Consider the following 21,478-nt stretch of genomic DNA (forward strand, 5'->3'; position numbering starts at 1 on the left):
TATTCGGATAACAGAAACACGCATAGAATCACGGGGTTGCGAAAAGGGACTTTCCGACAGCGGATTACCCGCAACGCTCCCGCGCGGCGCGGCGGAATGCGGCAAAGGAAGGTGCGGCACAGCAAGGTGCGGCAGGGTGCGGCGGGACTCGGCGGAGTACGGCAGGACGGCGCGGCACAGAAAGTGCGGCGGGACACGGTGATGGACGGCGCGGCGGAGCGCGAAAGACCCGGAGACGCAGGAACGGCCGCATCACGGTCCGAACACAGGCTCCCCCGGAGGCCCGGAAGCCCGGCCGCCCCGACCGGACATTTCTCCGGAAACTCCGCACGAACCCCCTCCCCCGGACGGAACCGTGCGGGACGAAGGGTCCCCGACGACGGCTGCGGAAATAAATTTGACATTGCACGCTCCTTACACTATCTTTGCCGTATGATCGCATACGAACGAACGACACTCGCCAACGGCCTGACCGTGGCGGTGAACCGCGACCGGGCCTCGAAGCTCGCCGCGGTGAACATCCTCTACAAGGTCGGGGCGCGCAACGAAAACCCCGCACGCACGGGATTCGCCCACCTGTTCGAGCACCTCATGTTCCGCGGCACGCGCGAAGTGCCGAACTTCGACCTGCCGGTGCAGATGGCCTCGGGCGACAACAACGCCTTCACGAACAACGACTACACGGACTTCTACATCACGCTCCCGAAGGACAATCTCGAAACGGCACTCTGGCTCGAAAGCGACCGCATGGAAGGGCTGGAGATCACCCCCGAGAAGCTCGCCGCCGAGAAGAAGGTGGTCATCGAGGAGTTCCGCCAGCGCTACCTCAACCAGCCGTACGGCGACCAGACGATGCTTCTGCGCGCGCTGGCCTACAAGGTACATCCCTACCGCTGGGCGGCCATCGGACTGACGACGGAGCACATCGCCTCCGCATCGCCGGACGACGTCGGGGAGTTCTACCGCACCCACTACCACCCGTCGAACGCCATCCTGTCGATCTCGGCGGACATGGAGGAGGAACGGATGCTGGAGCTGGCCGAAAAATGGTTCGGAGGGCTGCCGGACACGCCCCGCCCCGCCGCACCGATTCCGCAGGAGCCGCCGCAGGAGGCCCCGCGGCGCGAGGAGGTAGAACGCGACGTGCCGGCCACGACGGTCACCGTGGCCTACCGCATGGGGACGCGCACCTCGCCCGACTTCTATACGGCCGACCTGGTTTCGGACCTCCTGTCGGGCGGCGACTCCGGGCGGCTGTACCGCCACCTGGTCAAGGAACGGCGGCTGCTTTCGAGCGTCAATGCCTACGTGACGGGAGACCTGGACCCGGGGCTGTTCGTCTTCACGGGACAGTTGCTGCCGGGCGTGGCTCCCGAAGCGGCCGAAGCGGCCTTCCGCGAGGAGATCGAGGCGCTCCGAACCGACCCCATATCGCAGTACGAGACCGAAAAGGTCAAGAACAAATTCGAGGCGAACACGCTGTTCGGCGAGTTGAACGTGATGAACAAGGCCATGAACCTCGGCTTCTACGAAATGCTGGGCGACCTGCCGCTCATCAACGGCGAGGTGGCGCGTTACCGCGCCGTCTCGGACGAGGACATCCGCGCCTTCTGCCGCAGCACGCTCCGGCCCGAAAACGCCTCCACACTCATCTACAAAGCGCGCAAATGACACGACAACCCCGCATAACGCACTCCGAAGTCGAGGTTCCCGCAGCGGCGGAGACCCTCCTCGGAAACGGCATCCGCCTCTACACGCTCGCCTCGGAGGATTTCGAGGTGCTGCGCATCTCGTTCGTATTCCGCGCCGGATCGGCCGTGCAGCGCACGCCCTTCTCGGCCTCGGCCACCGCGAACCTGCTCGCGGAGGGGTCGCCGGAGATGACGGCCGCCGAGATCGCCGAACGGCTGGACTACTACGGCTCGTGGTACGACGTGAACATCGACCGCGACTACGCCTACGTCAATTTCGCCACCCTCTCGAAATTCTTCGCCGAGACGCTCGCCGTGGCCGAACACATCCTGCTGCGCCCCGCCTTCCCCGAGGAGGAGCTGCGCACCTACTGCGCCAAGCGGAAGCAGCGGCTGGCCATCGACCGCACGAAAGTGGACGTCGAGGCGCGCGAAGCCTTCGCCCGGGCCCTGTTCGGGCCGCAGCACCCCTACGGCACGTCGTACGACGAGGCGGAGTACGACCGTCTGACGCGCGCCGACGTGGTGGAGTTCCACCGCCGCCGCTATACGGCGGAGAACTGCTTCGTGGTATGCAGCGGCCGGATCGGCGAGCGGGAGCGGCAGGCCGTAGCGGCCCTGGCCGAACGGATTCCGCACGGCGGAGATACGGTCCCGACAGCGTTTCCCGCCCCGGTCACCGAACACGAAGCGTTCGTCGGACACCCCGGCGCCGTACAGTCGTCGCTGCGGATCGGACGGCTGCTCTTTCCGCGCCAGCACCCCGATTTCCTGGGGATGCAGGTCGTGGCCACGGCGCTGGGCGGCTACTTCGGCTCGCGGCTGATGCGGAACCTGCGCGAGGAGCACGGATACACCTACGGCGTGGTGGCCGCGATGGTCAATTTCGAACGCGAAGGCTACTTCGCCGTGGCCACGCAGGTCGGAACCGACGTGACGCGCGCGGCCCTGCAAGCGATCTACGACGAGATCGAACGGCTGCGCACGGAGCCGATGCCCGCCGAAGAGCTGGAGATCGTGAAGAACATGATGACGGGCGAGATGATGCGCATACTCGACGGACCGTTCGGCATTGCGGACGTGACGATCGAAAACATCCTCTGCGGCACGGACAACGCCTCGATCGGCGAGAACATCCGCCGCATCCGCGCCATGACGCCCGCCGACGTGCAACGCCTCGCACAACGCTACCTCGCCCGCGAGGAGCTGGTGACGGCGGTGGCCGGCGCGGCGGATCCGCAGCAGGCATAAAACGACCGGGCGCAGGAAGCCCGGACACAGGAAGCCCAGGCGCATTCCGTCAGGCGCGGTGTCCGGCGACCCAGTTCGTCAGGGCGACGAAATCGGCGACCGAAAGCTGCTCGGCACGACGGGTGAAGAACGGATGTTCGGCGCCGCCGAAATCCCCGAAAGCCGCCCGGAGCGCATTGCGGATCATCTTGCGCCGCTGGCCGAAGGCGGCCTTCACGACACGGACGAACAGCGCCTCGTCGCACGCGAGACGCCGCGTGGCGTTGCGGCGCAGGCGGATGACGGCGCTCTTGACCTTCGGGGGCGGGCTGAACACCGTCTCGCTGACGGTGAAGAGGTATTCGATGTCGTACCACGCCTGCAGAAGCACCGAGAGGATGCCGTACTCCTTCGATCCGGGCCCCTCGGCGATCCGTACGGCGACCTCCCGCTGGACCATGCCGACGCACTCGGGAACCAGGTCGCGGTACTCGAGCACCCTGAAGAAGATCTGCGACGAAATGTTGTAGGGGAAGTTGCCGATGATCCGCAGCCCGCGGGGGAAACGCGCACGCAGGTCCATCTTCAGAAAATCGCCCTCGATAAGCCGCGGGGCGAACTCCGGGTAGTGCGCATGAAGATAAGCGACGCTTTCGGCGTCGATCTCCGCGCCCCAGGTCACAAGGTCCGTGCGGCGCAGCAGAAACTGCGTCAGCACTCCCATACCGCACCCCACCTCGAGCACGTCGCACGCCTCCGCAGCCGTGTCTGCGGCCGGGACATCCGCCCCGGTCGCCCCGGCACACGGTACGGCATGCTCCGAAGCCGCCGGCCCCAGAGCGGCCGTTTCCGAAAACGCCGCATCCGGAACTCCGGTCCCCGGAGCGGCCGGATGCAGGCGGATCGCACCGCCCGACAGGGCGTCGCAGATCTTGCGTGCGATATTGAGGTCCGTCAGGAAATGCTGTCCCAACGCCTTCTTGGCTCTTACTTCCGTCATAGTGCCGCAAAGATAGCAATTCCCGCAGGGAAGCGCAACAGCACGCGCCGAAAAGCGGCCCGGAGACAAGAAAGAGACCGGAGACGCCCGGTCATCGCTTCGAACGGCGGAGGCGGCGCTTCTCGCGCAGTTCCTCCTCGCGCTGCTCCCGGCGCAGCCGCCGCTGCGTCAGGCGGAACGTGTAGAGCAGTCCGACGAATCCGACGCCGAGAAGCGCGACCCAGAACCACACGGCAATCCCGTGCGGCACGTACTCCAGCGCATAGATTATCCCCGCGACGGCCAACACCATCAACACCAGGCGCACGACCTGCATCAGATTGAGTTTCATAACACGGTAAAAATTAAGGTATCCTGTATTTGTCCGCCTCGGCGACGTGTCTGCGCCGTTTCTTCTTCGCTTCGTTCCAGACCATGGCGGCCCCGAAGACGACGAACAGCAGCGAAAGCAGCGTGTTGTACACGTCCACCCTCCGCACGCAGTCCCAATAGACATTGACACCGAACCACACCAGCGTCACACAGAAAAACAATACGGCCAACGTAAAAGTCTTCTTGTTCATAGGCATCTATTTTTAAGGTTCCAGGTTGTCCTTCTCCACTCCCCGAGGCCGCGGCGCCGGCGCTGCGCCGGATCAGTTGCCCTGCTCGCAGATGAATTTGATTCGCACCAGACGGATCTCCTCCTCGGTATAGTCCGACCCCAGCTCCCCGATGGCCGCGTCGAGCGAATCGCTCTCGGCGTCCTCCTTGAAGTAGAGGTAAATGTCTTCCACCTTGTCCTCGTCCATGAAATCCTTCAGGTAGTACGAAATATCGAGTTTCGTACCCGAATTGACGATGCCTTCGATCTCCGTGAGCAGCTCGTCGAAATCGAGGTCCTTAGCCCGGGCGATGTCCTCGAAGTCCATCTTGCGGTCGATCGACTGGATGATGAAAATCTTGTTGCCCGACTTGCTGGCCACCGACTTGACGACCATGTCCTGCGGCCGGATGATCTCCTTCTCCTCGACGTAGGCCTTGATGAGCTTGACGAACTCCGCGCCGAACTTGCGGGCCTTGCCCACGCCGACGCCCGTGATGTTCTGCATCTCCTCGATCGTCACGGGATACTGCACGGCCATATCCTCGAGCGACGGGTCCTGGAAAATGACGAAAGGCGGCAGCCCGTGCTGCTTGGCGACCTTCTTGCGCAGGTCCTTGAGCATCGAGAAGAGCTCCTCGTCGGCCGCGCCGCCGCGCCCCACCGGAGCCACGGCCTCGGCCTCCTTCTCCTCCTCGTCGTAGTCGTGGTCGAGGGTCACGGTGACCGGATAGGGCATGGCCACATAGTCCTCGCCCCGCTTGTTGATCGAAATCAGGCCGTAATTCTCGATATTCTTGTCCACCAGTCCCATGATGAGCGCCTGCCGCAGCACCGCGCCCCAGAACCGCGCGTCGTGCTCGGCCCCCGCGCCGAACCACTTCGACTTGTTGTGCCCGTAGCTCTTGATGAGGGCCGTATTCTTGCCCACCAGCACATTGATCAGGTAGTCCGTCTTGAACTTGTCGCCGAGGTCGCGCAGCGCCTCGAGGGCCATGCGGAGCGCAGCCCGGGCGTCGATCCTGGGCTTGGGATGGCGGCAGTTGTCGCAGTTGCCGCAGTTCTCCTCGGTGTACTCCTCGCCGAAATAGTGCAGCAGCGTCTTGCGGCGGCACATCGAACTCTCGGCGTAGGAGACCGTCTCGAGCAGCAGCAGCTTCCCGATCTCCTGCTCGGCGACGGGCTTGCCCTGCATGAACTTCTCGAGCTTCTGAATGTCCTTGTAGCTGTAAAAGGTCAGGCAGTGTCCTTCGCCGCCGTCGCGGCCCGCACGCCCCGTCTCCTGGTAGTAGCCCTCGAGCGACTTGGGAATGTCGTAGTGGATGACGTAGCGCACGTCGGGCTTGTCGATGCCCATGCCGAAAGCGATCGTGGCGACGATCACCTCGACGCGCTCCATGAGGAAGGCGTCCTGGTTGGCGGCGCGCGTCGCGGCGTCCATGCCGGCGTGGTAGGCCAGCGCGCGGATGCCGTTGGCCACGAGCAGTTCCGTGAGCTCCTCGACCTTCTTGCGGCTCAGGCAGTAGATGATGCCGCTCTTGCCCTCGTTCTGCTTGATGAAGCGGATGATCTCGCGGTCCACGTCGTGTTTGGGCCGGATCTCGTAGTAGAGGTTCGGACGGTTGAACGACGACTTGAAAACCGCGGCGTCGGACATGCCCAGGTTCTTCTGGATGTCGAGCTGCACCTTGGGGGTGGCCGTGGCCGTCAGGGCGATCAGCGGCGCCGGACCGATCTCGTTGATGATCGGCCGGATACGGCGGTACTCCGGGCGGAAGTCGTGGCCCCACTCCGAGATGCAGTGCGCCTCGTCGATGGCGTAGAACGAAATCCGTATCTTGCGCAGGAACGCCACGTTGTCCTCCTTGGTGAGCGATTCGGGAGCGAAGTAGAGCAGCTTGGTCTTGCCCGCCAGCACGTCCGAGCGTACCTGCGTGACGGCCGTCTTGTTGAGCGACGAATTGAGGAAATGGGCGATGCCCGACTCGGCCGAGAAGGTGCGCATGGCATCCACCTGGTTCTTCATCAGGGCGATCAGCGGCGAGATGACGATGGCCACCCCGTCCATGAGCAACGCAGGGAGCTGGTAACACAACGACTTGCCCCCGCCCGTGGGCATGAGCACGAACGTATCCTTCCCCTCCAGTACATTGCGGATGACCGCCTCCTGATTCCCCTTGAACGACGAAAAGCCGAAATACTCTTTCAGTTTGCCGTGCAAGGAGGCCGAATCGTATTGTTCCATTTCGACGCTATTGCTCCGTTAAGATTAGAAAATTCATTGTAAAGATAAAAAAGATTTCGGAAAAAAACATAACTTTGTGAAAAATTTATCGAAAACACGCCATGCGCCTATACACCAGCGAACTCGTCAAGAAATACAAGGCCCGTACGGTCGTCAATCACGTCTCGATCGACGTCAATCAGGGCGAAATCGTCGGCTTGCTGGGACCCAACGGCGCCGGCAAGACCACGACCTTCTACATGATCGTGGGGCTTATCAAGCCCAACGACGGGCGCATCTTCCTCGAGAACGACGAAAAGCAGATCACCGAGCTGACCGGGCTGCCCGTCTATCGCCGCGCGCAACTGGGCGTGGGCTACCTGGCCCAGGAGGCTTCGGTTTTCCGCCGCCTGTCGGTCGAGGACAACATCCGGGCCGTACTCGAGATGACCGACTTTTCGAAGGAGTACCAGCGGGAGCGCGTCGAGGCGCTCATCGAGGAATTCCGCCTCCAGAAGGTGCGCAAGAGCCTCGGCATCCAGCTCTCGGGCGGCGAGCGGCGGCGCACGGAGATCGCGCGGGCGGTGGCCATCAACCCGGCCTTCATCCTGCTCGACGAGCCGTTCGCGGGCGTGGACCCGATCGCCGTGGAGGACATCCAGTCGATCGTGGCGACGCTCAAGCACAAGAACATCGGCGTCATCATCACCGACCACAACGTGGACGAGACGCTGGCGATCACCGACCGCACCTACCTGCTCTACGAGGGCAAGATACTCAAGACCGGCACGGCCGAGGAGCTGGCCGCCGACCCGATGGTGCGCAAGGTTTACCTGGGACAGCACTTCGAGCTGAAGAAAAGCCACCAACTGACGCAGGAGATGAAAAACCGCAAGGGACAGGAGTTGCAGGCGCAAGCCGCCTCCGACACCCGGACGGCGCGGGGAGAGCAGTCGGTTCCGGCCGGCACCGGCGCCGGGAACGCTCCGGCGGAAGCGGACGAAAAGCCCGGAACGGGCGCGGCACCGCGGAAAAACGGATAATCTTATGGACAAGACGGTTCCGCAGGGCCGCGTCAAAGGCACGCTGACGCCGCCCTGCTCGAAAAGCTATGCACAGCGTGCCCTGGCGGCGGCGCTGCTCACCGAAGGGGAGTCGTGCCTGCGCAACCTCGAATACTGCGACGACACCCGTGCGGCCCTGCGCTGCATCGAAACGCTCGGCGCCTCCGTCCGCGGCGCGGACGGAGGGACGCTGACGATCCGCGGCGGTCTCCGCCCGCGGGGCAGCATCCTCCGCGTCGGGGAGTCGGGGCTCTCGACACGGCTCTTCACCCCCATTGCGGCGCTTTGCGACATGCCCGTCACCATCGAAGGCGAAGGGACGCTTTTAAGCCGCCCGATGCACATGATGACCGCCCCGCTGCGGGCGCTGGGCGTCGAGATCGCGGACACCGGCGGGCGGCTGCCCCTGCGGGTGCGCGGCCCGATCCGCGGCGGCGAGGTCGCGGTGGACGGCTCGGTCTCGTCGCAGTTCATCACGGGGCTGCTGCTCGCGCTGCCCCGGGCGGAGCGGGACACGACGCTCTACGTCCGGCGGGCCGTCTCGACACCTTATTTAGATATGACGCTGGCGACAGCCGCACGTTTCGGCGTAGAGATCAGCCAACGCGACTACGAGGAGTTCTACATCCCCGGCGGGCAACGCTACGAGCCGGCGGATTTCGCCATCGAAGGCGACTGGAGCGCCGCGGCGATGCTGCTGGTGATGGGCGCCACGGCCGGAGAGATCACCGTAAGGAACGTCTCGATGCTCTCGAAGCAGGCCGACACGGCCGTCTGCACGGCCCTCGCACGCGCCGGAGCCGCCGTCATCCACGAAGGGCAGGCCGTCACGGCGGCGCACCGCCCCCTGCACGCCTTCGAGTTCGACGCCACCCACTGTCCCGACCTCTTCCCCGCCCTCGCGGCGCTGGCGGCGGCGGCCGAAGGGGTGAGCACGATCCGCGGCACGTCGCGGTTGGAGTACAAGGAGTGCAACCGTGCGGAGGCAATCCGCGACGAGTACGCCAAGCTCGGAATCGAAGTGGACACCTCGGAGGAGGACGTCATGCGGATCCGCGGCGGCGCGATCCGCAGCGCGCGGGTCCGCAGCTACGGCGACCACCGGATGGCCATGTCGCTGGCCGTCGCGGCGCTGCGCTCGGACGGAGAGGTGGAGATCGAAGGGGCCGAGAGCGTGGCCAAGAGCTACCCGGACTTCTTCGGAGACCTGGAGCGGGTCCGCATCTGATCCCCGGCCGACAGCGGCCGAAACCGTACCGGCACGAAGCCGGCTGCGGCAACGATAAACGAACAACCGAAATTCCATGAATCAATTCGGAACCAATTTCCGGCTCGCCGTATGGGGCGAATCGCACGGCCCGCAGATCGGCGTCACGATCGACGGCGTAAGTCCCGGCATTCCCCTCTCGGAGGCGGATTTCGCCGAAGACCTGGCCCGGCGGCGCAGCGGCGCGCCCGGCACGACGCCCCGCCGCGAGGCCGATGCGCCGCAGATCGTCTCGGGCGTCTATGAAGGGTACACGACGGGGGCGCCGCTGACCGTCGAATTCACGAACGCCGACACCCGTTCGCAGGACTACGCCGCCCTGAAGACCCACTACCGCCCCTCGCACGCCGACCTGACGGCCGTCCGCAAATTCGGCGGGTTCAACGACCCGCGCGGCGGAGGCCACTTCTCGGGGCGCATCACGCTGGGGCTGGTGGCCGCGGGCGTCGTGGCCAAGAAGATGCTCGGGGAGCGCGTCCGCTTCTCGACGCAAATCGTCGAGATCGGCGGCTGCACCGACCCGGCGCGCTTCGACGACCTCCTGCGCGAGACGGCCGCCGCGAAGGATTCGGTGGGCGGCATCGTGGAGTGCCGCGCCGAAGGGGTGATGCCCGCCTTGGGCGAACCCTTCTTCGACTCGACGGAGAGCCTCATCGCCCACCTGCTGTTCTCGGTCCCCGCAGTCAAGGGGGTGGAGTTCGGCAGCGGATTCGCCGCGGCGCGGATGCGCGGCTCGGAGCACAACGACCCGATCGTGGACGCCTCGGGACTCACGGCGACGAACCACGCCGGAGGCATCGTCGGCGGCCTCACGAACGGCAATCCGCTCGTCGTGCGGGCCGCCGTGAAACCCACGGCGAGCATCGCCCGCGAACAGATGACCTACAACCTTGCGACGGACCGCATGGAGCCGCTCGAAATCCGCGGACGACACGACGTCTGCATCGCCCTGCGTGCGGCGGTGGTCGTCGAGGCGGCCGTCGCCATCGCCCTCGAGGACCTGCTTCTCCGCTGCCGCGCATGACACGCCGCGAAGCCATCGGACACCTCGCCGCACGGCTCGTCCCCCTCTACGATCCGCGCGAAGCGCGCAGCATCGCGCTCGCGGCCGCGGCGGGAATTTCGGGCCTCACGACGACGGCGCTGCTCACCGACCCCGGCGCGGAGCTGCCCGCCGCCGAGCGGCTCGAAGCCGCCGCCGAGCGGCTCGCCGCGGGGGAGCCGTTGCAATACGTGCTCGGAGAGGCCGGGTTCTGCGGCCGCCCGTTCGTCGTGCGCCCGGGAGTGCTGATCCCGCGTCCGGAGACCGAGGAGCTGGTGGCATGGGTGCTGCGCGGCGAGGTCCGGTCGCGGCGCCTGCTCGACGTCGGAACGGGCAGCGGCTGCATCGCCGTCTCGCTGGCGCTCGGGCTGCCCGGCGCGGAGCTGTTCGCCGCCGACCTCTCGGACGAGGCGCTCGCCGTGGCCGCCGAAAACGCCCGCCGGCTCGGGGCCCGCGTCACGCTGCGCCGCGCCGATGCGCTGCACGGACTGGCCGACGCCTTTCCCGAGCGGTTCGACGCGATCGTCTCGAACCCGCCCTACGTGCCCGAAAGCGACCGTGCGGCGATGCACCCCAACGTCCGCGACCACGAACCGGGTATGGCGCTCTTCGTGCCGGACGACGACCGCATCCTCTTCTACCGCGCCATAGCCCGCGCCGGACGGAGGTTGCTGCTTCCGGGCGGCAGGCTCTATTTCGAAATCTACGAACACGCCGCGGAGGAGACGGCGCAAATGCTCCGGCAGGAGGGATACTCCGCCGTCGAGCTGCGCGAAGACCTCAACGGCAAACCCCGCATGATATGCAGCCGGCTGACGTAAAGAAAAGCCCCGTCCGCGGCGAACGGCCGCCGCGGCGCACCAAAACCCCGGAGGAGGCGTATGCCGCGCTGATGCGCCTCTGCGCCCGGGCCGAGAAGTCCGAAAGCGACGCCCTGCGCCTGATGCGCGGCTGGGGGCTGGCGGAGAGCGACGCGCAGCGCGTGCTCGCGCGCCTCGTGAGCGACCGCTTCATCGACGACGCCCGCTATGCCGGGGCCTTCGTCCGCGAAAAGTTCCGCCTGAGCGGCTGGGGCGAATACAAGATCCGCGCGGCCCTGCAACGCAAGGGCATCGCGCGGGAGCGGATCGACGCCGCACTGGCGGAGGCCGACCGCGGCGACACGGCCGGCCGGCTGAGACGCCAGCTCGAACGCAAGGCCCGCACGGTGCGGCATGCGACGCCCTGCGAGCTGAAGGCCAAACTCGTCCGATACGGCCTCTCGCTCGGATACGAATACGAAGCGGTGCTCGACGCCGCCTCGGAGATGACCAAAAACACGGAACCATGCGACGATTTCTGATCCCGCTTCTCGCCACCGTCCTCGCCGCGGCCGCCTACGGCCAGCGGCTCGACCCCGCCGACTACGTCTATCCCGTGCTGGACGTGTCGCGGCTCTACGCCGCCAATTTCGGCGAACTGCGCCCCGCGCATTTCCACGCGGGCATCGACATCAAGACCGACGGCGTGGAAGGCAAGCCCCTCGTGGCCGTGGCCGACGGCTACGTGTCGCGCGTCTCGCTGGCCGCGGGAGGCTACGGACGGGCGATCTACCTGACGCTCGACAACGGCACGACGGCCGTGTACGGCCACCTGCAACGGTTCCGCGACGACATCGAAAAACGCGTGCGCGAAGAGCGCTACCGCAACCGTTCGAACGGCGCGGACCTCCGGTTCGACGCCGCGGAGTGGCCCGTCCGGCAGGGCGACACGATCGGATTTTCGGGCAACAGCGGCTCGTCGATGGGCCCGCACCTCCACTTCGAACTGCGCGACACGCCGACGCAACGGCTCCGCAACGTCGTGCGCGAAGGGGTGATCCGCCCCGAGGACGACCTCCCGCCCCGGATCATGCGCCTGCACTACATCGAGGTCGATACGCTGGACGGGATTCCCGTACACCGCCGTCCGGTCAGCTACGCCGTGGTGCGCGAAGCCGAAGGCCGCTACCGCCTGACGCGCGAAGAGCCCGTCGGCACGGGCCGCAAGGGGTACTTCGTGGCCGAAGTCACCGACCGCCGCAACGGCGTGCACAATACGTTCGGCGTCTGGCGCGTCTCGCTCGCGGTGGACGGCGAGCCCCGCTTCGAATACCGCATGGACGGCTTCACGCACGATCTCTCGCGCTGCTGCGACGCCGTGAGCTGCTACCCCATGCAGCTCGGTTCGCGCAACGAGGCGATCCGGCTGGCGCGGATGGAGCGCTCGCCGGCATGCTTCTACCCCGTGGCCGAGGAGCGCGGCATCGTGCGTACCGCGCCGGGAGAGGTGCGCCGCGTCCGCATCGAGACCGAAGACGACTGCGGCAACCGCTCGGCGCTGGAGTTCGACATCCGGGGCCGCGCCGACACCTTCCGCGCGAAGGCCGACCCGGCAGCCACGGCGCTCCGGCCCGAACGCACCTCGACGCTCCGCATCGGCCGCACGGCGCACGTCACCGTTCCGGCCGGGGCGCTCTACGAACCGCTCTTCGTCCGCCCGGAGATCCGCACGGCCCCCGAAGCCCCGGAAGGCGTCGTCGTCCTCTCGCCCGCCTACCGGTTCCTGGATTGCACCACGCCGCTGCGGCTGGCCGCGACCGCGGAGATCCGCGCCGACATCCCGCGGCCGCTGCAACTGCGCACGCTGCTGGCGGTCCGCAACCGCCACGGACGGCTCTCGGCCGCCGGCGGGAGATGCAACAACGGCATCGTGCGCGCCGCGACCCGCTCGACGGGCGACTTCGTCGTCGTGGCGGACACGCTGCCGCCCCGTGTCCGGCCCCTCTTCGAACGGGGCGCCGACCTTTCGCGTGCCGAAGGGCTGCGGTTCGGCGCCGGGGACAACTTCTCGGGCATCGCGGCCTGGTCGCTCGAAATCGACGGACAGTGGGTTCCCTGCGACCGGTTCCCGATCAAGGGGACGCTCGTGCACTTCTTCGACACGCCGCCCGCCCGCAGCCGCCACACGGTGCGCCTGAGCGTGACCGACGCCTGCGGCAACACGACCCGCTGCGAAACGGAATTCGTACGCTGACACGCCGGACAACACCCCAAAAAGAAAGCCGCCATGAATACCGAAAGACCGGAGGTGCTCTACCACTACACGACGATGAACGCCCTCTGCAACATGCTCAACGGCGTGACCGACCGCGGGGACGGACAGACCCCGGACTACCGTTTCCGGATATGGGTATCCTGCGCCGACTACATGAACGATCCGCTGGAGGGGGTCTTCTTCCGGAAATGCCTCCACGAGGCATTCCTGCGTTACCAGTCCGCGCACGATCTTCCGGACAAATCCGGATACATGCCGTTCGCATTCACCGCACTGAACCTGAACCGGCAGACCTTCTACGCCTTCTCGCTCTCCGAACACGCCGACTCGCTGCCGATGTGGGTCGCGTACGGCAACAACGGCCAGGGCGTAGCGATCGGATTCGACACGGAGGAGTTCGCGCGGGCGGCGGCGGAATACCCCTATTGCCATTTCCTGAAAATGGCTTACAGGACCGGCGGGGAGTTCGCGGAGATGTTCTCCGACGAGGACATGGCGCGGGCCTACGAAGCGATCCGCCCGCGGGAGGACGGAGGCTGTTCGGTATGCTATGCCGACTACGACTTCCTGCACGACAAGTACAGCCATGTCAAGAACCGCTATTATGCCGCCGAACGGGAGTGGAGACTGGTCTTCGACGACCGGCCCGACCTGCCCAAACAGTTCCGCGAACGGAACGGGCTGATCCTCCCCTACTACGAAATCGAGTTGCCGCTGAAGGTCATCCGGCACTTCGTCATCGGCCCGTGCACGAACCAGGCACTTTCCCGGAGCGCGCTCGAGTCCATGCTGTACCACAAGGCCCGGGAGTTCCGCAAGAACGAAAGGAAGGTCCTCCTTTCCGAGGTCCCCTACGTGCTGCGATAGCCGCCTCGGAAAGCAATTGCGCGAACCGGATTCTCCGCCGCCGGCCCCGGCGGAATCCGCAGACGAAAAGTCCGCAGACCGAAACCGCGTCCCGAAAAGCGGAAAATCGGACGATTAAGTTTGCAGAAGCCCCGAAATTTCGTACTTTTGCACCTGCATCGCGCCGCGACGACGATGCGAGCGTCGGTTCCGTAGCTCAGTTGGATAGAGCAACAGCCTTCTAAGCTGTGGGTCTTGGGTTCGAATCCCAACGGAATCACCCGAAAGCGCGGAATGTCCCCGGGGCGTTCCGCGTTCCGCTTCCCGGAACGACGCCCCTCCCCGGCGGGGCGCAACGCAAAATGCGGATTTTCATGCCATTTATTTTGCCGGGCGGAATATTTTGTCTATATTTGCAGGCTTAAAAACCCGTAAGGGCGAGCGTTTTTTTATTAACCTTATACAATTTTATAGCAAATGGCTGTTAAAATTCGTCTGGCACGTCACGGTAAGAAGGGTTACGCCTTCTATCACATCGTTGCCGCAGATAGCAGAGCGCCACGTGATGGTAAGTTCATCGAGAAGTTGGGAACCTACAACCCCAACACGAATCCTGCTACGATCGATCTGTGCTTCGAGAAAGCACTGGATTGGTTACAGAAAGGCGCACAACCCACGGATACCTGCCGGGCTATCCTCTCCTACAAGGGCGTTCTCTACAAGAAGCACCTGCTGGGCGGCGTAGCCAAAGGCGCATTCACCGAGGCCGAGGCCGAGGCCCGCTTCAACAAGTGGCTCGAGGCCAAGAACGGCAAGATCGAGGCCAAGGCCAACAAGCTGGCCACCGACGCCAAGTCGGCCGAGAAGGCCCGTCTGGCCGCCGAAGCCAAGATCAAGGAGGAGCGCGCCGCAGCGATCGCCGAGAAGAAGGCCGCCGCTGAAGCCGCAGCCCGCGAAGCCGCAGAGGCCGCCGCTGCCGAAGCGGCTGCAGAGGCTCCCGCAGAGGAGGCTGCCGCCGAAGCTCCCGCCGCCGAATAAGCGAGATCCCGATCCGATAGAAACAGTAGATCGCCCGGTGCGGGGGATTTACTGTTTTTTTTCGTATTTTCACCCCGTAATACCATTTTACCGCAATGACAATTCCCGCAGGCAGAATCACCCGACTTTTCGGCACGGACGGGGGCGTGATGCTCTCGCTCTACCCCGCTTTCCCCGAGGATTTCGACACCGACACGCCGCTCGTCGTCACGATCGACGGGCTGGACGAGCCGCTCTATTGCGACCGGTTCGAACGGCGCGGCGTCTCGGGCGCCGCCGCAGCCTTCGCCGACTTCGACACCGAACGGCGCGCACAGGAGCTGCTCGGGCTCGAATTCCGCATCGACACGGCGGACGGGGAGGAGGACGAGTTCTACCTCGAGGACCTCATCGGATTCGCGGTCGAGGCCGAGGAGGCGGGATCGGCGGAGAAGCGCTCCGGAATCCTCGCGGACTACTACGACAGCGACCTCAACCCGCTCTTCGAGCTGGAGATCGCCGGACGGCGGGTGCTCGTGCCCGCCGCCGAGGAGTTTATCGCACACATAGATTTCGAAGGGCGCACGGTGCACCTCGTGCTGCCCGGGGGACTGCTCGACCTGCAATGACATGGCACACGTGGTGATCGGACTTTCGGGCGGCGTCGATTCTTCGGTGGCCGCCTGGCTCCTCAAGGAGCAGGGGCATGAAGTGACGGGGCTGTTCATGGTGAACTGGCACGACACGACGGGAACGCTCGAGGGCGACTGCCCGTGGCGCGACGACCGGGTTTTCGCCGAACTGGTAGCCCGCAAACTGGACATCCCGCTGCATGTCGCGGACCTCTCCGCGGAGTACCGCACGCGGGTGGTGGACTACATGTTCGCCGAGTACGAACGGGGGCGCACGCCCAATCCCGACGTGCTGTGCAACCGCGAAATCAAGTTCGACGTCTTCCTGCGGGAGGCGCTCGCGCTCGGGGCCGACTACGTGGCCACGGGCCACTACTGCCGCAAGGCCGAGGAGCGGCTCCCGGACGGACGCACCGTCTACCGGCTGCTCGCGGGCAGCGATCCCAACAAGGACCAGAGCTATTTTCTCTGCCAGCTCTCGCAGGAGCAGTTGCGCTACGCCCTCTTCCCGGTGGGCGGCCTGCTCAAGCCCGAAGTGCGGCGCATCGCCGAAGAGCAGGGACTCGCCACGGCCAGGCGCAAGGATTCGCAGGGAATCTGCTTCGTGGGAAAGGTAGATCTGCCGGTCTTCCTCCAGCAGAAACTCGCGTCGAAGCGGGGGAACATCCACGAAATCCTCCCCTCGTGGCCGAAATACCGCAGAAGCGGCCTTCCGGGTGCGGGGCCGGAGCTTCCGGAAACGAGACCTTCGGGAACAGGGGGACCGGAGACAGAGGCAGGGCATCCGGAGGCAGGCCAGACGGCATGGTCCGCCGAACGGCCGGATACGGCGGTCGGTCATACGAGAGCGACGGGAAAGGAGCAACCGACGCGAACGGAGCAACCGGCGGATGCGGCGACGGAAACGGCCGTTCCGGCCGCCGGAGAGGGTACTACGGAGCCGACGGACGCCGAACTGGCCGCATTGGCCGCACCGTGGCGGTACACCGTGCGCGACGGCAAGAAGATCGGCGAACACAACGGCGCGCATTTCTACACCATCGGCCAGCGCAAGGGGCTGGGCATCGGCGGCCGCAGGGAATCGCTGTTCATTCTGGCCACCGACGTGACGCAGAACGTGATCTACGTGGGCGAGGGAGACGCGCATCCCGGTCTGTGGCGTCCCGCGCTGCACATCGCACCCGGCGATGTGCACTGGGTCAATCCCGCCCGGGCGATGGCGCCGGGCGAAAGCCGCCGGTTCCGGGTCCGCATCCGCTACCGCCAGCCGTTGCAGGAGGCGCGGCTCTTCATGCGCGGAAACGGCGTCTATCTGCTCTTCGACACCCCCCAGCGGGGTATCACCCCGGGGCAGTTCGCGGCATGGTACGACGGCGACGAGCTGGTGGGATCGGGGGTGATCGAAGCCTGAGAGAAGCACGGAACCCTCTTTTTTCAGACGCGGCCTACCCGTTTCCACACCCAGCGGAAAGAATAAGCGGCGGCACCTGGCCATAGCCAAATATTACCAAGACATGCATATCCGACATAGAAAAAGTGCGGGGTTCCCGGTTTTGTCCCGTTAAAACGAAGAGCGTATGGCGCAGAAAATATCGCAGGCGACATCAGCCTATGGAATAGACATATCCGACAGGTTCTCCGGACAAGTGGAAAATCCGAAACACCGGGCCAAATACGATCCGAAACACGTCAACGGAATCGCCCGATTCCCCGGCTGCCCGCCGCGCGGTTTCCTGCCCGAAAAATCCCTTTGATCCCCACGGCATGACGCTTCGCCGAACGATACGCCACACCCTCGCGGCAGCCGGACTGCTGCTGGCCGCCGCACAGGCGGCACGCCCCGCAACGGCCGTCCCGCCGTCAGCCGGGGCAGACGGACGATCCGTCCCCGTCCGGGAAGCCGCGGCCGGCCGAACGCCGCAGCGATCCGGCGGCATGCAGAGAGCCGCGACCAGCCGCCCGGCCGACGAAAGGACGGTCGGCATCGCCTTTTACGACGTGGACCGGCTCTACGACACCCTTCCGGCGCTTTTCTACGACGACGAGGAGTACACGCCCCGGGGACGCCTGCGCTGGACGGCCGAACGCTATGCCCGCAAGATCCGCAATACGGCGGCCGTCATCGACTCGATGGCCCTGCCCGTCGTGGCGCTCCGGGGCGTGGAGAACGAACGGGTCGTGCGCGACCTGGCCGCCGCCTGCCGGGGCGACTACTCCTACCTGCACCGCACGCTCAACACGCTCGACGGCCTGGATTTCGCCCTGCTCTACTACGGCGACCTCTTCTATCCCCACTACGCCGAGCCGGGACGCCACTACCTCTACATCGAGGGGACGATGGGGCGCGACACCGTGGGACTGGTCCTGAGCGCCGACACGCGCATGAGCGAATGGGTCGTCCGCGACCTGCGCGCCGAAAGGCCCGGAGCGAAGCTGCTCGTCCTGGGACGCTCCGCATCGCTCGAACCCGCCCGCTACGGACTGCGCGACGCCACGGCACGGGCAGCGCGCGCCGGACGGGGCACGGTCCGCAGCCGCGGACGCTGGGTGATGCGCGACCGCATTCTGGCGGACACGGCCTTCACCGTCGTCGGAGGCGACGTGTTCGCCCGCCGATACCTGCTCGATCCCCGAAGCGGCAGTCCGACGGCCACCTACTCGCGGCGGGTCTATACGGGCGGCTACGGCTATTCGCTTCCGGTGTTCGTCCACATCCGGTGACGGCGGCGCGGCCCCCGGCGCCCCGGAAATTCCGCTCCGTTCCGGTTCCCGGAACGAAAACCGGGCGCATTTTCCGACGAATATTGAAAAAAACGCACGCCGGAGACCCGGAACGTACAATCGTCACGGCAATTTATTTGGAGTTTGCGAAAAGTTTTCTTATATTCGCAATCCCTTTGACGGATAAGAGGTTCCGAAATGCGGTAACGGCGACGTCACCGCAATTTTTTCCGCCTCCGGGCAAGCGGATTTTTTGAAAAACTTTTTAAATTCACATACTAAATCGAAAAATTATGGCAGACGTTAAACGAGTCTACACCTTCGGCAACAAGGAGGCCGAAGGCAACGGCAAAATGCGTGAGTTGCTCGGCGGCAAGGGTGCGAACCTCGCGGAGATGAACCTCATCGGCATCCCCGTTCCCCCGGGCTTCACGATCACCACGGAGGTATGCGCGGAGTATTACAGACACGGCAAGCAGGCCGTGATCGAGATGCTCCGCCCCGAGGTCGAGAAGGCGATGCACAACATCGAACGCCTGACGGGCATGAAGTTCGGCGACGCGCAGACGCCGCTGCTCGTCTCCGTGCGTTCGGGCGCGCGCGCCTCGATGCCGGGCATGATGGACACGATCCTCAACCTCGGCATGAACGACCAGGCCGTGGAGGCCGTTTCGAAACGCACGGGCAATCCGCGCTTCGCATGGGACTCGTACCGCCGTTTCGTGCAGATGTACGGCGACGTGGTGCTGGGCATGAAGCCCGTCTCGAAGGAGGACCACGATCCGTTCGAGGAGATCATCGACGCGCTGAAGGCCAGGCGCGGCGTGAAGAACGACACGGACCTGACCACCGACGACCTGAAGGAACTGGTACGGAGCTTCAAGGAGGCCGTGAAGCGGCAGACCGGCGAGGATTTCCCCGCCTGCCCTTGGGAGCAGCTGTGGGGCGCCGTGTGCGCCGTGTTCGGCTCGTGGATGAACGAGCGCGCCATCCTCTACCGCAAGCTCAACAACATCCCCGCCGAGTGGGGAACGGCCGTTTCGGTGCAGGCCATGGTCTTCGGCAACATGGGTGAGAACTCGGCCACGGGCGTGGCTTTCTCGCGCGACGCCGCGACGGGCGAGAACATCTTCAACGGAGAGTACCTGATCAATGCGCAGGGCGAGGACGTCGTGGCCGGCATCCGCACCCCGCAGCAGATCACGATCGAAGGCTCGAAGCGCTGGGCCAAGGCGCAGAACATTCCGGAGGCGGAGCGCGCCGCGAAATACCCCTCGCTCGAGGAGGTGATGCCCGCGGTCTACAAGGAGCTGGACGAGATTCAGCACCACCTCGAGCAGTACTTCAAGGACATGCAGGACATCGAGTTCACGATCCAGGACGGCAAGCTCTGGATGCTCCAGTGCCGCAACGGCAAGCGCACGGGCGCAGCGATGGTCAAGATCGCCATGGACATGCTGCGCGAGGGGCTGATCGACGAAAAGACCGCCGTGCTGCGCTGCGAACCCGCGAAGCTCGACGAGCTGCTGCACCCCGTATTCGACAAGAAGGCCATCGCTTCGGCGCAGGTCATCACGAAGGGGCTGCCCGCCTCGCCGGGCGCGGCGACGGGTCCCGTGGTGTTCTTCGCCGAGGACGCCGAGAAGGAGCTGGCCAGGACGGGCCAGAAGGCGATCCTGGTGCGCATCGAAACCTCGCCCGAAGACCTGAAGGGCATGCTCGACGCGGCCGGAATCCTCACAGCGCGCGGCGGCATGACCTCGCACGCGGCCGTCGTGGCGCGCGGCATGGGCAAATGCTGCGTCTCGGGTGCCGGCGAGCTGGAGATCGACTACAAGGCCCGCACGATCAAGGTGAACGGCTTCACGGTCAAGGAGGGCGACTGGATCTCGCTCAACGGCTCGACGGGCGAGGTCTATCTGGGTCAGGTGGCCACGAAGGCCGCCGACCTGAGCGGCGACTTCGGCAAGCTCATGGAGCTGGCCGGGAAGTACTCCGTGCTGAAGGTGCGCGCCAACGCCGACACGCCGAAGGACGCCAGGCAGGCCTTCGAGTTCGGCGCCGAGGGCATCGGCCTCTGCCGCACGGAGCACATGTTCTTCGAGGGCGACCGCATCAAGGCCATCCGCGAGATGATCCTCGCCGACGACGAGGCGGGCCGCCGCGTGGCGCTGGGCAAGCTGCTGCCGATGCAGCGGGGCGACTTCGAAGGGCTGTTCAAGGCCATGAACGGATTCCCCGTGACGGTGCGCCTGCTCGATCCCCCTCTGCACGAGTTCGTGCCCCACGACGAGAAGGGACAGCGCGAAATGGCCGCCGAAATGAACGTACCCCTCCAGAAGATCGTCGCCAAGGTCGAGTCGCTGGCCGAGTTCAACCCCATGCTGGGCCACCGCGGCTGCCGTCTGGGCAACACCTACCCCGAAATCACGGAGATGCAGACGCGCGCCATCATCGAGGCGGCGATGAACGTCAAGGCTTCGGGCATGCCCGTACACGTGGAGATCATGGTTCCGCTGGTGGGCAACCACAAGGAGCTGCGCTACCAGAAGCAGATCATCGACTCGACGGCCGAACAGGTCTTCTCGGAGCGCAACGACAAGATCGAATACATGGTCGGCACGATGATCGAAGTGCCGCGCGCGGCTGTCACGGCCAACCAGATCGCCGAGGTCGCCGAGTTCTTCTCGTTCGGCACGAACGACCTGACGCAGATGACGCTCGGATTCTCGCGCGACGACATCGGCAAGTTCCTGCCCATCTACCTCGAGAAGGGCATCCTCAAGAACGACCCGTTCCAGATTCTCGACCGCAACGGCGTGGGCCAGCTCATCCGCGAGGCGGTGTTCAAGGGCCGCGGCACGCGCGAGAACCTCAAGTGCGGCATCTGCGGCGAACACGGCGGCGAACCCTCGTCGGTGGAGTTCTGCCACTACGCCGGACTGAACTACGTGAGCTGCTCGCCCTTCCGCGTGCCCATCGCACGCCTGGCAGCCGCCCACGCAGCGCTCAACCAGAAATAGACGCCGCCGGCACGGACCGGCGCAACGGAAAGGGGTCTGCGGCACGAGTGTTGCAGACCTCCT

Annotated in this window: 18 protein-coding genes, 1 tRNA gene and 1 pseudogene; 16 read left to right on the forward strand and 4 right to left on the reverse strand. The window is 65.3% G+C overall.

Translation table 11 applies throughout. The features are described 5' to 3' along the window. Nucleotides 1-432 precede the first annotated feature (432 nt). Complete coding sequence (locus FME97_RS02915; protein WP_141427790.1) at nucleotides 433-1,671, forward strand: M16 family metallopeptidase; 1,239 nt, start codon at nucleotides 433-435, stop codon at nucleotides 1,669-1,671. After that, nucleotides 1,668-2,942 (forward strand): M16 family metallopeptidase, encoded by a 1,275-nt coding sequence (locus FME97_RS02920; protein WP_141427791.1) that lies wholly within the window; start codon nucleotides 1,668-1,670, stop codon nucleotides 2,940-2,942. Before FME97_RS02915 ends, FME97_RS02920 begins: the two co-directional genes overlap by 4 nt. A 49-nt stretch (nucleotides 2,943-2,991) precedes the next feature. Here the strand turns inward: FME97_RS02920 and rsmA are convergent, their stop codons facing one another. The 4 genes from rsmA to recQ all read right to left on the reverse strand — a co-directional run bounded on the left by rsmA (nucleotide 2,992) and on the right by recQ (nucleotide 6,749). Next, nucleotides 2,992-3,921, reverse strand: coding sequence for a 16S rRNA (adenine(1518)-N(6)/adenine(1519)-N(6))-dimethyltransferase RsmA (rsmA, locus tag FME97_RS02925; protein ID WP_141427792.1), 930 nt, complete (start codon nucleotides 3,919-3,921; stop codon nucleotides 2,992-2,994). A 91-nt stretch (nucleotides 3,922-4,012) separates the two neighbouring features. Then, nucleotides 4,013-4,252 (reverse strand): hypothetical protein, encoded by a 240-nt coding sequence (locus FME97_RS02930; RefSeq protein WP_141427793.1) that lies wholly within the window; start codon nucleotides 4,250-4,252, stop codon nucleotides 4,013-4,015. 13 nt (nucleotides 4,253-4,265) lie between these two features. After that, the gene (locus tag FME97_RS02935) at nucleotides 4,266-4,484 is read right to left on the reverse strand and encodes a DUF1003 domain-containing protein (RefSeq protein ID WP_141427794.1); all 219 of its coding nucleotides are present in this window, start codon (nucleotides 4,482-4,484) and stop codon (nucleotides 4,266-4,268) included. Nucleotides 4,485-4,556: 72 nt separating this feature from the next. Further along, the gene (gene recQ, locus FME97_RS02940; RefSeq protein ID WP_141427795.1) at nucleotides 4,557-6,749 is read right to left on the reverse strand and encodes a DNA helicase RecQ; all 2,193 of its coding nucleotides are present in this window, start codon (nucleotides 6,747-6,749) and stop codon (nucleotides 4,557-4,559) included. A gap of 101 nt (nucleotides 6,750-6,850) precedes the next feature. On the opposite strand from recQ, the pseudogene lptB reads away from it, so the two are divergent. The 14 genes and pseudogenes from lptB to ppdK all read left to right on the forward strand — a co-directional run. Then, nucleotides 6,851-7,633: pseudogene (gene lptB, locus FME97_RS02945) on the forward strand (LPS export ABC transporter ATP-binding protein); the annotation flags it as partial. 142 nt (nucleotides 7,634-7,775) lie between these two features. Next, nucleotides 7,776-9,020 carry a 3-phosphoshikimate 1-carboxyvinyltransferase gene (aroA, locus tag FME97_RS02950; protein WP_141427796.1) on the forward strand — a complete coding sequence of 415 codons (1,245 nt, stop codon included), beginning with the start codon at nucleotides 7,776-7,778 and terminating at the stop codon, nucleotides 9,018-9,020. A gap of 76 nt (nucleotides 9,021-9,096) precedes the next feature. Further along, complete coding sequence (locus FME97_RS02955) at nucleotides 9,097-10,083, forward strand: chorismate synthase (protein ID WP_141427797.1); 987 nt, start codon at nucleotides 9,097-9,099, stop codon at nucleotides 10,081-10,083. Beyond that, complete coding sequence (gene prmC, locus FME97_RS02960) at nucleotides 10,080-10,922, forward strand: peptide chain release factor N(5)-glutamine methyltransferase (RefSeq protein WP_141427798.1); 843 nt, start codon at nucleotides 10,080-10,082, stop codon at nucleotides 10,920-10,922. Before FME97_RS02955 ends, prmC begins: the two co-directional genes overlap by 4 nt. After that, nucleotides 10,904-11,443, forward strand: coding sequence for a regulatory protein RecX (locus FME97_RS02965; RefSeq protein ID WP_141427799.1), 540 nt, complete (start codon nucleotides 10,904-10,906; stop codon nucleotides 11,441-11,443). Before prmC ends, FME97_RS02965 begins: the two co-directional genes overlap by 19 nt. Then, entirely contained in the window at nucleotides 11,428-13,155 is a 1,728-nt protein-coding gene (locus FME97_RS02970) for a M23 family metallopeptidase (RefSeq protein WP_141427800.1), read from the forward strand. Before FME97_RS02965 ends, FME97_RS02970 begins: the two co-directional genes overlap by 16 nt. 33 nt (nucleotides 13,156-13,188) lie before the next feature. Further along, the gene (locus tag FME97_RS02975; protein ID WP_141427801.1) at nucleotides 13,189-14,043 is read left to right on the forward strand and encodes a DUF2971 domain-containing protein; all 855 of its coding nucleotides are present in this window, start codon (nucleotides 13,189-13,191) and stop codon (nucleotides 14,041-14,043) included. 185 nt (nucleotides 14,044-14,228) lie between these two features. Beyond that, nucleotides 14,229-14,302: transfer RNA gene (locus tag FME97_RS02980), tRNA-Arg, on the forward strand. A gap of 197 nt (nucleotides 14,303-14,499) precedes the next feature. Next, the gene (locus FME97_RS02985; RefSeq protein ID WP_141427802.1) at nucleotides 14,500-15,060 is read left to right on the forward strand and encodes a 30S ribosomal protein S16; all 561 of its coding nucleotides are present in this window, start codon (nucleotides 14,500-14,502) and stop codon (nucleotides 15,058-15,060) included. A gap of 95 nt (nucleotides 15,061-15,155) precedes the next feature. Then, nucleotides 15,156-15,668 carry a ribosome maturation factor RimM gene (locus FME97_RS02990; RefSeq protein WP_141427803.1) on the forward strand — a complete coding sequence of 171 codons (513 nt, stop codon included), beginning with the start codon at nucleotides 15,156-15,158 and terminating at the stop codon, nucleotides 15,666-15,668. 1 nt (nucleotide 15,669) lies between these two features. Next, a complete protein-coding gene (gene mnmA, locus FME97_RS02995; protein ID WP_141427804.1) occupies nucleotides 15,670-17,082 on the forward strand; it encodes a tRNA 2-thiouridine(34) synthase MnmA in 1,413 nt (470 codons plus the stop codon). Between the two features lie 166 nt (nucleotides 17,083-17,248). Next, nucleotides 17,249-17,425 (forward strand): XRE family transcriptional regulator, encoded by a 177-nt coding sequence (locus tag FME97_RS03000; protein ID WP_141427805.1) that lies wholly within the window; start codon nucleotides 17,249-17,251, stop codon nucleotides 17,423-17,425. Between the two features lie 181 nt (nucleotides 17,426-17,606). Continuing rightward, nucleotides 17,607-18,392, forward strand: a complete 786-nt coding sequence (locus FME97_RS03005) for an endonuclease/exonuclease/phosphatase family protein (RefSeq protein WP_141429925.1) — start codon at nucleotides 17,607-17,609, stop codon at nucleotides 18,390-18,392. 293 nt (nucleotides 18,393-18,685) lie between these two features. Further along, the gene (gene ppdK / locus FME97_RS03010) at nucleotides 18,686-21,415 is read left to right on the forward strand and encodes a pyruvate, phosphate dikinase (protein WP_141427806.1); all 2,730 of its coding nucleotides are present in this window, start codon (nucleotides 18,686-18,688) and stop codon (nucleotides 21,413-21,415) included. Nucleotides 21,416-21,478: the final 63 nt, after the last annotated feature.

It is taken from the genome of Alistipes dispar (assembly GCF_006542685.1).
GTDB classification, from domain to species: domain Bacteria; phylum Bacteroidota; class Bacteroidia; order Bacteroidales; family Rikenellaceae; genus Alistipes; species Alistipes dispar.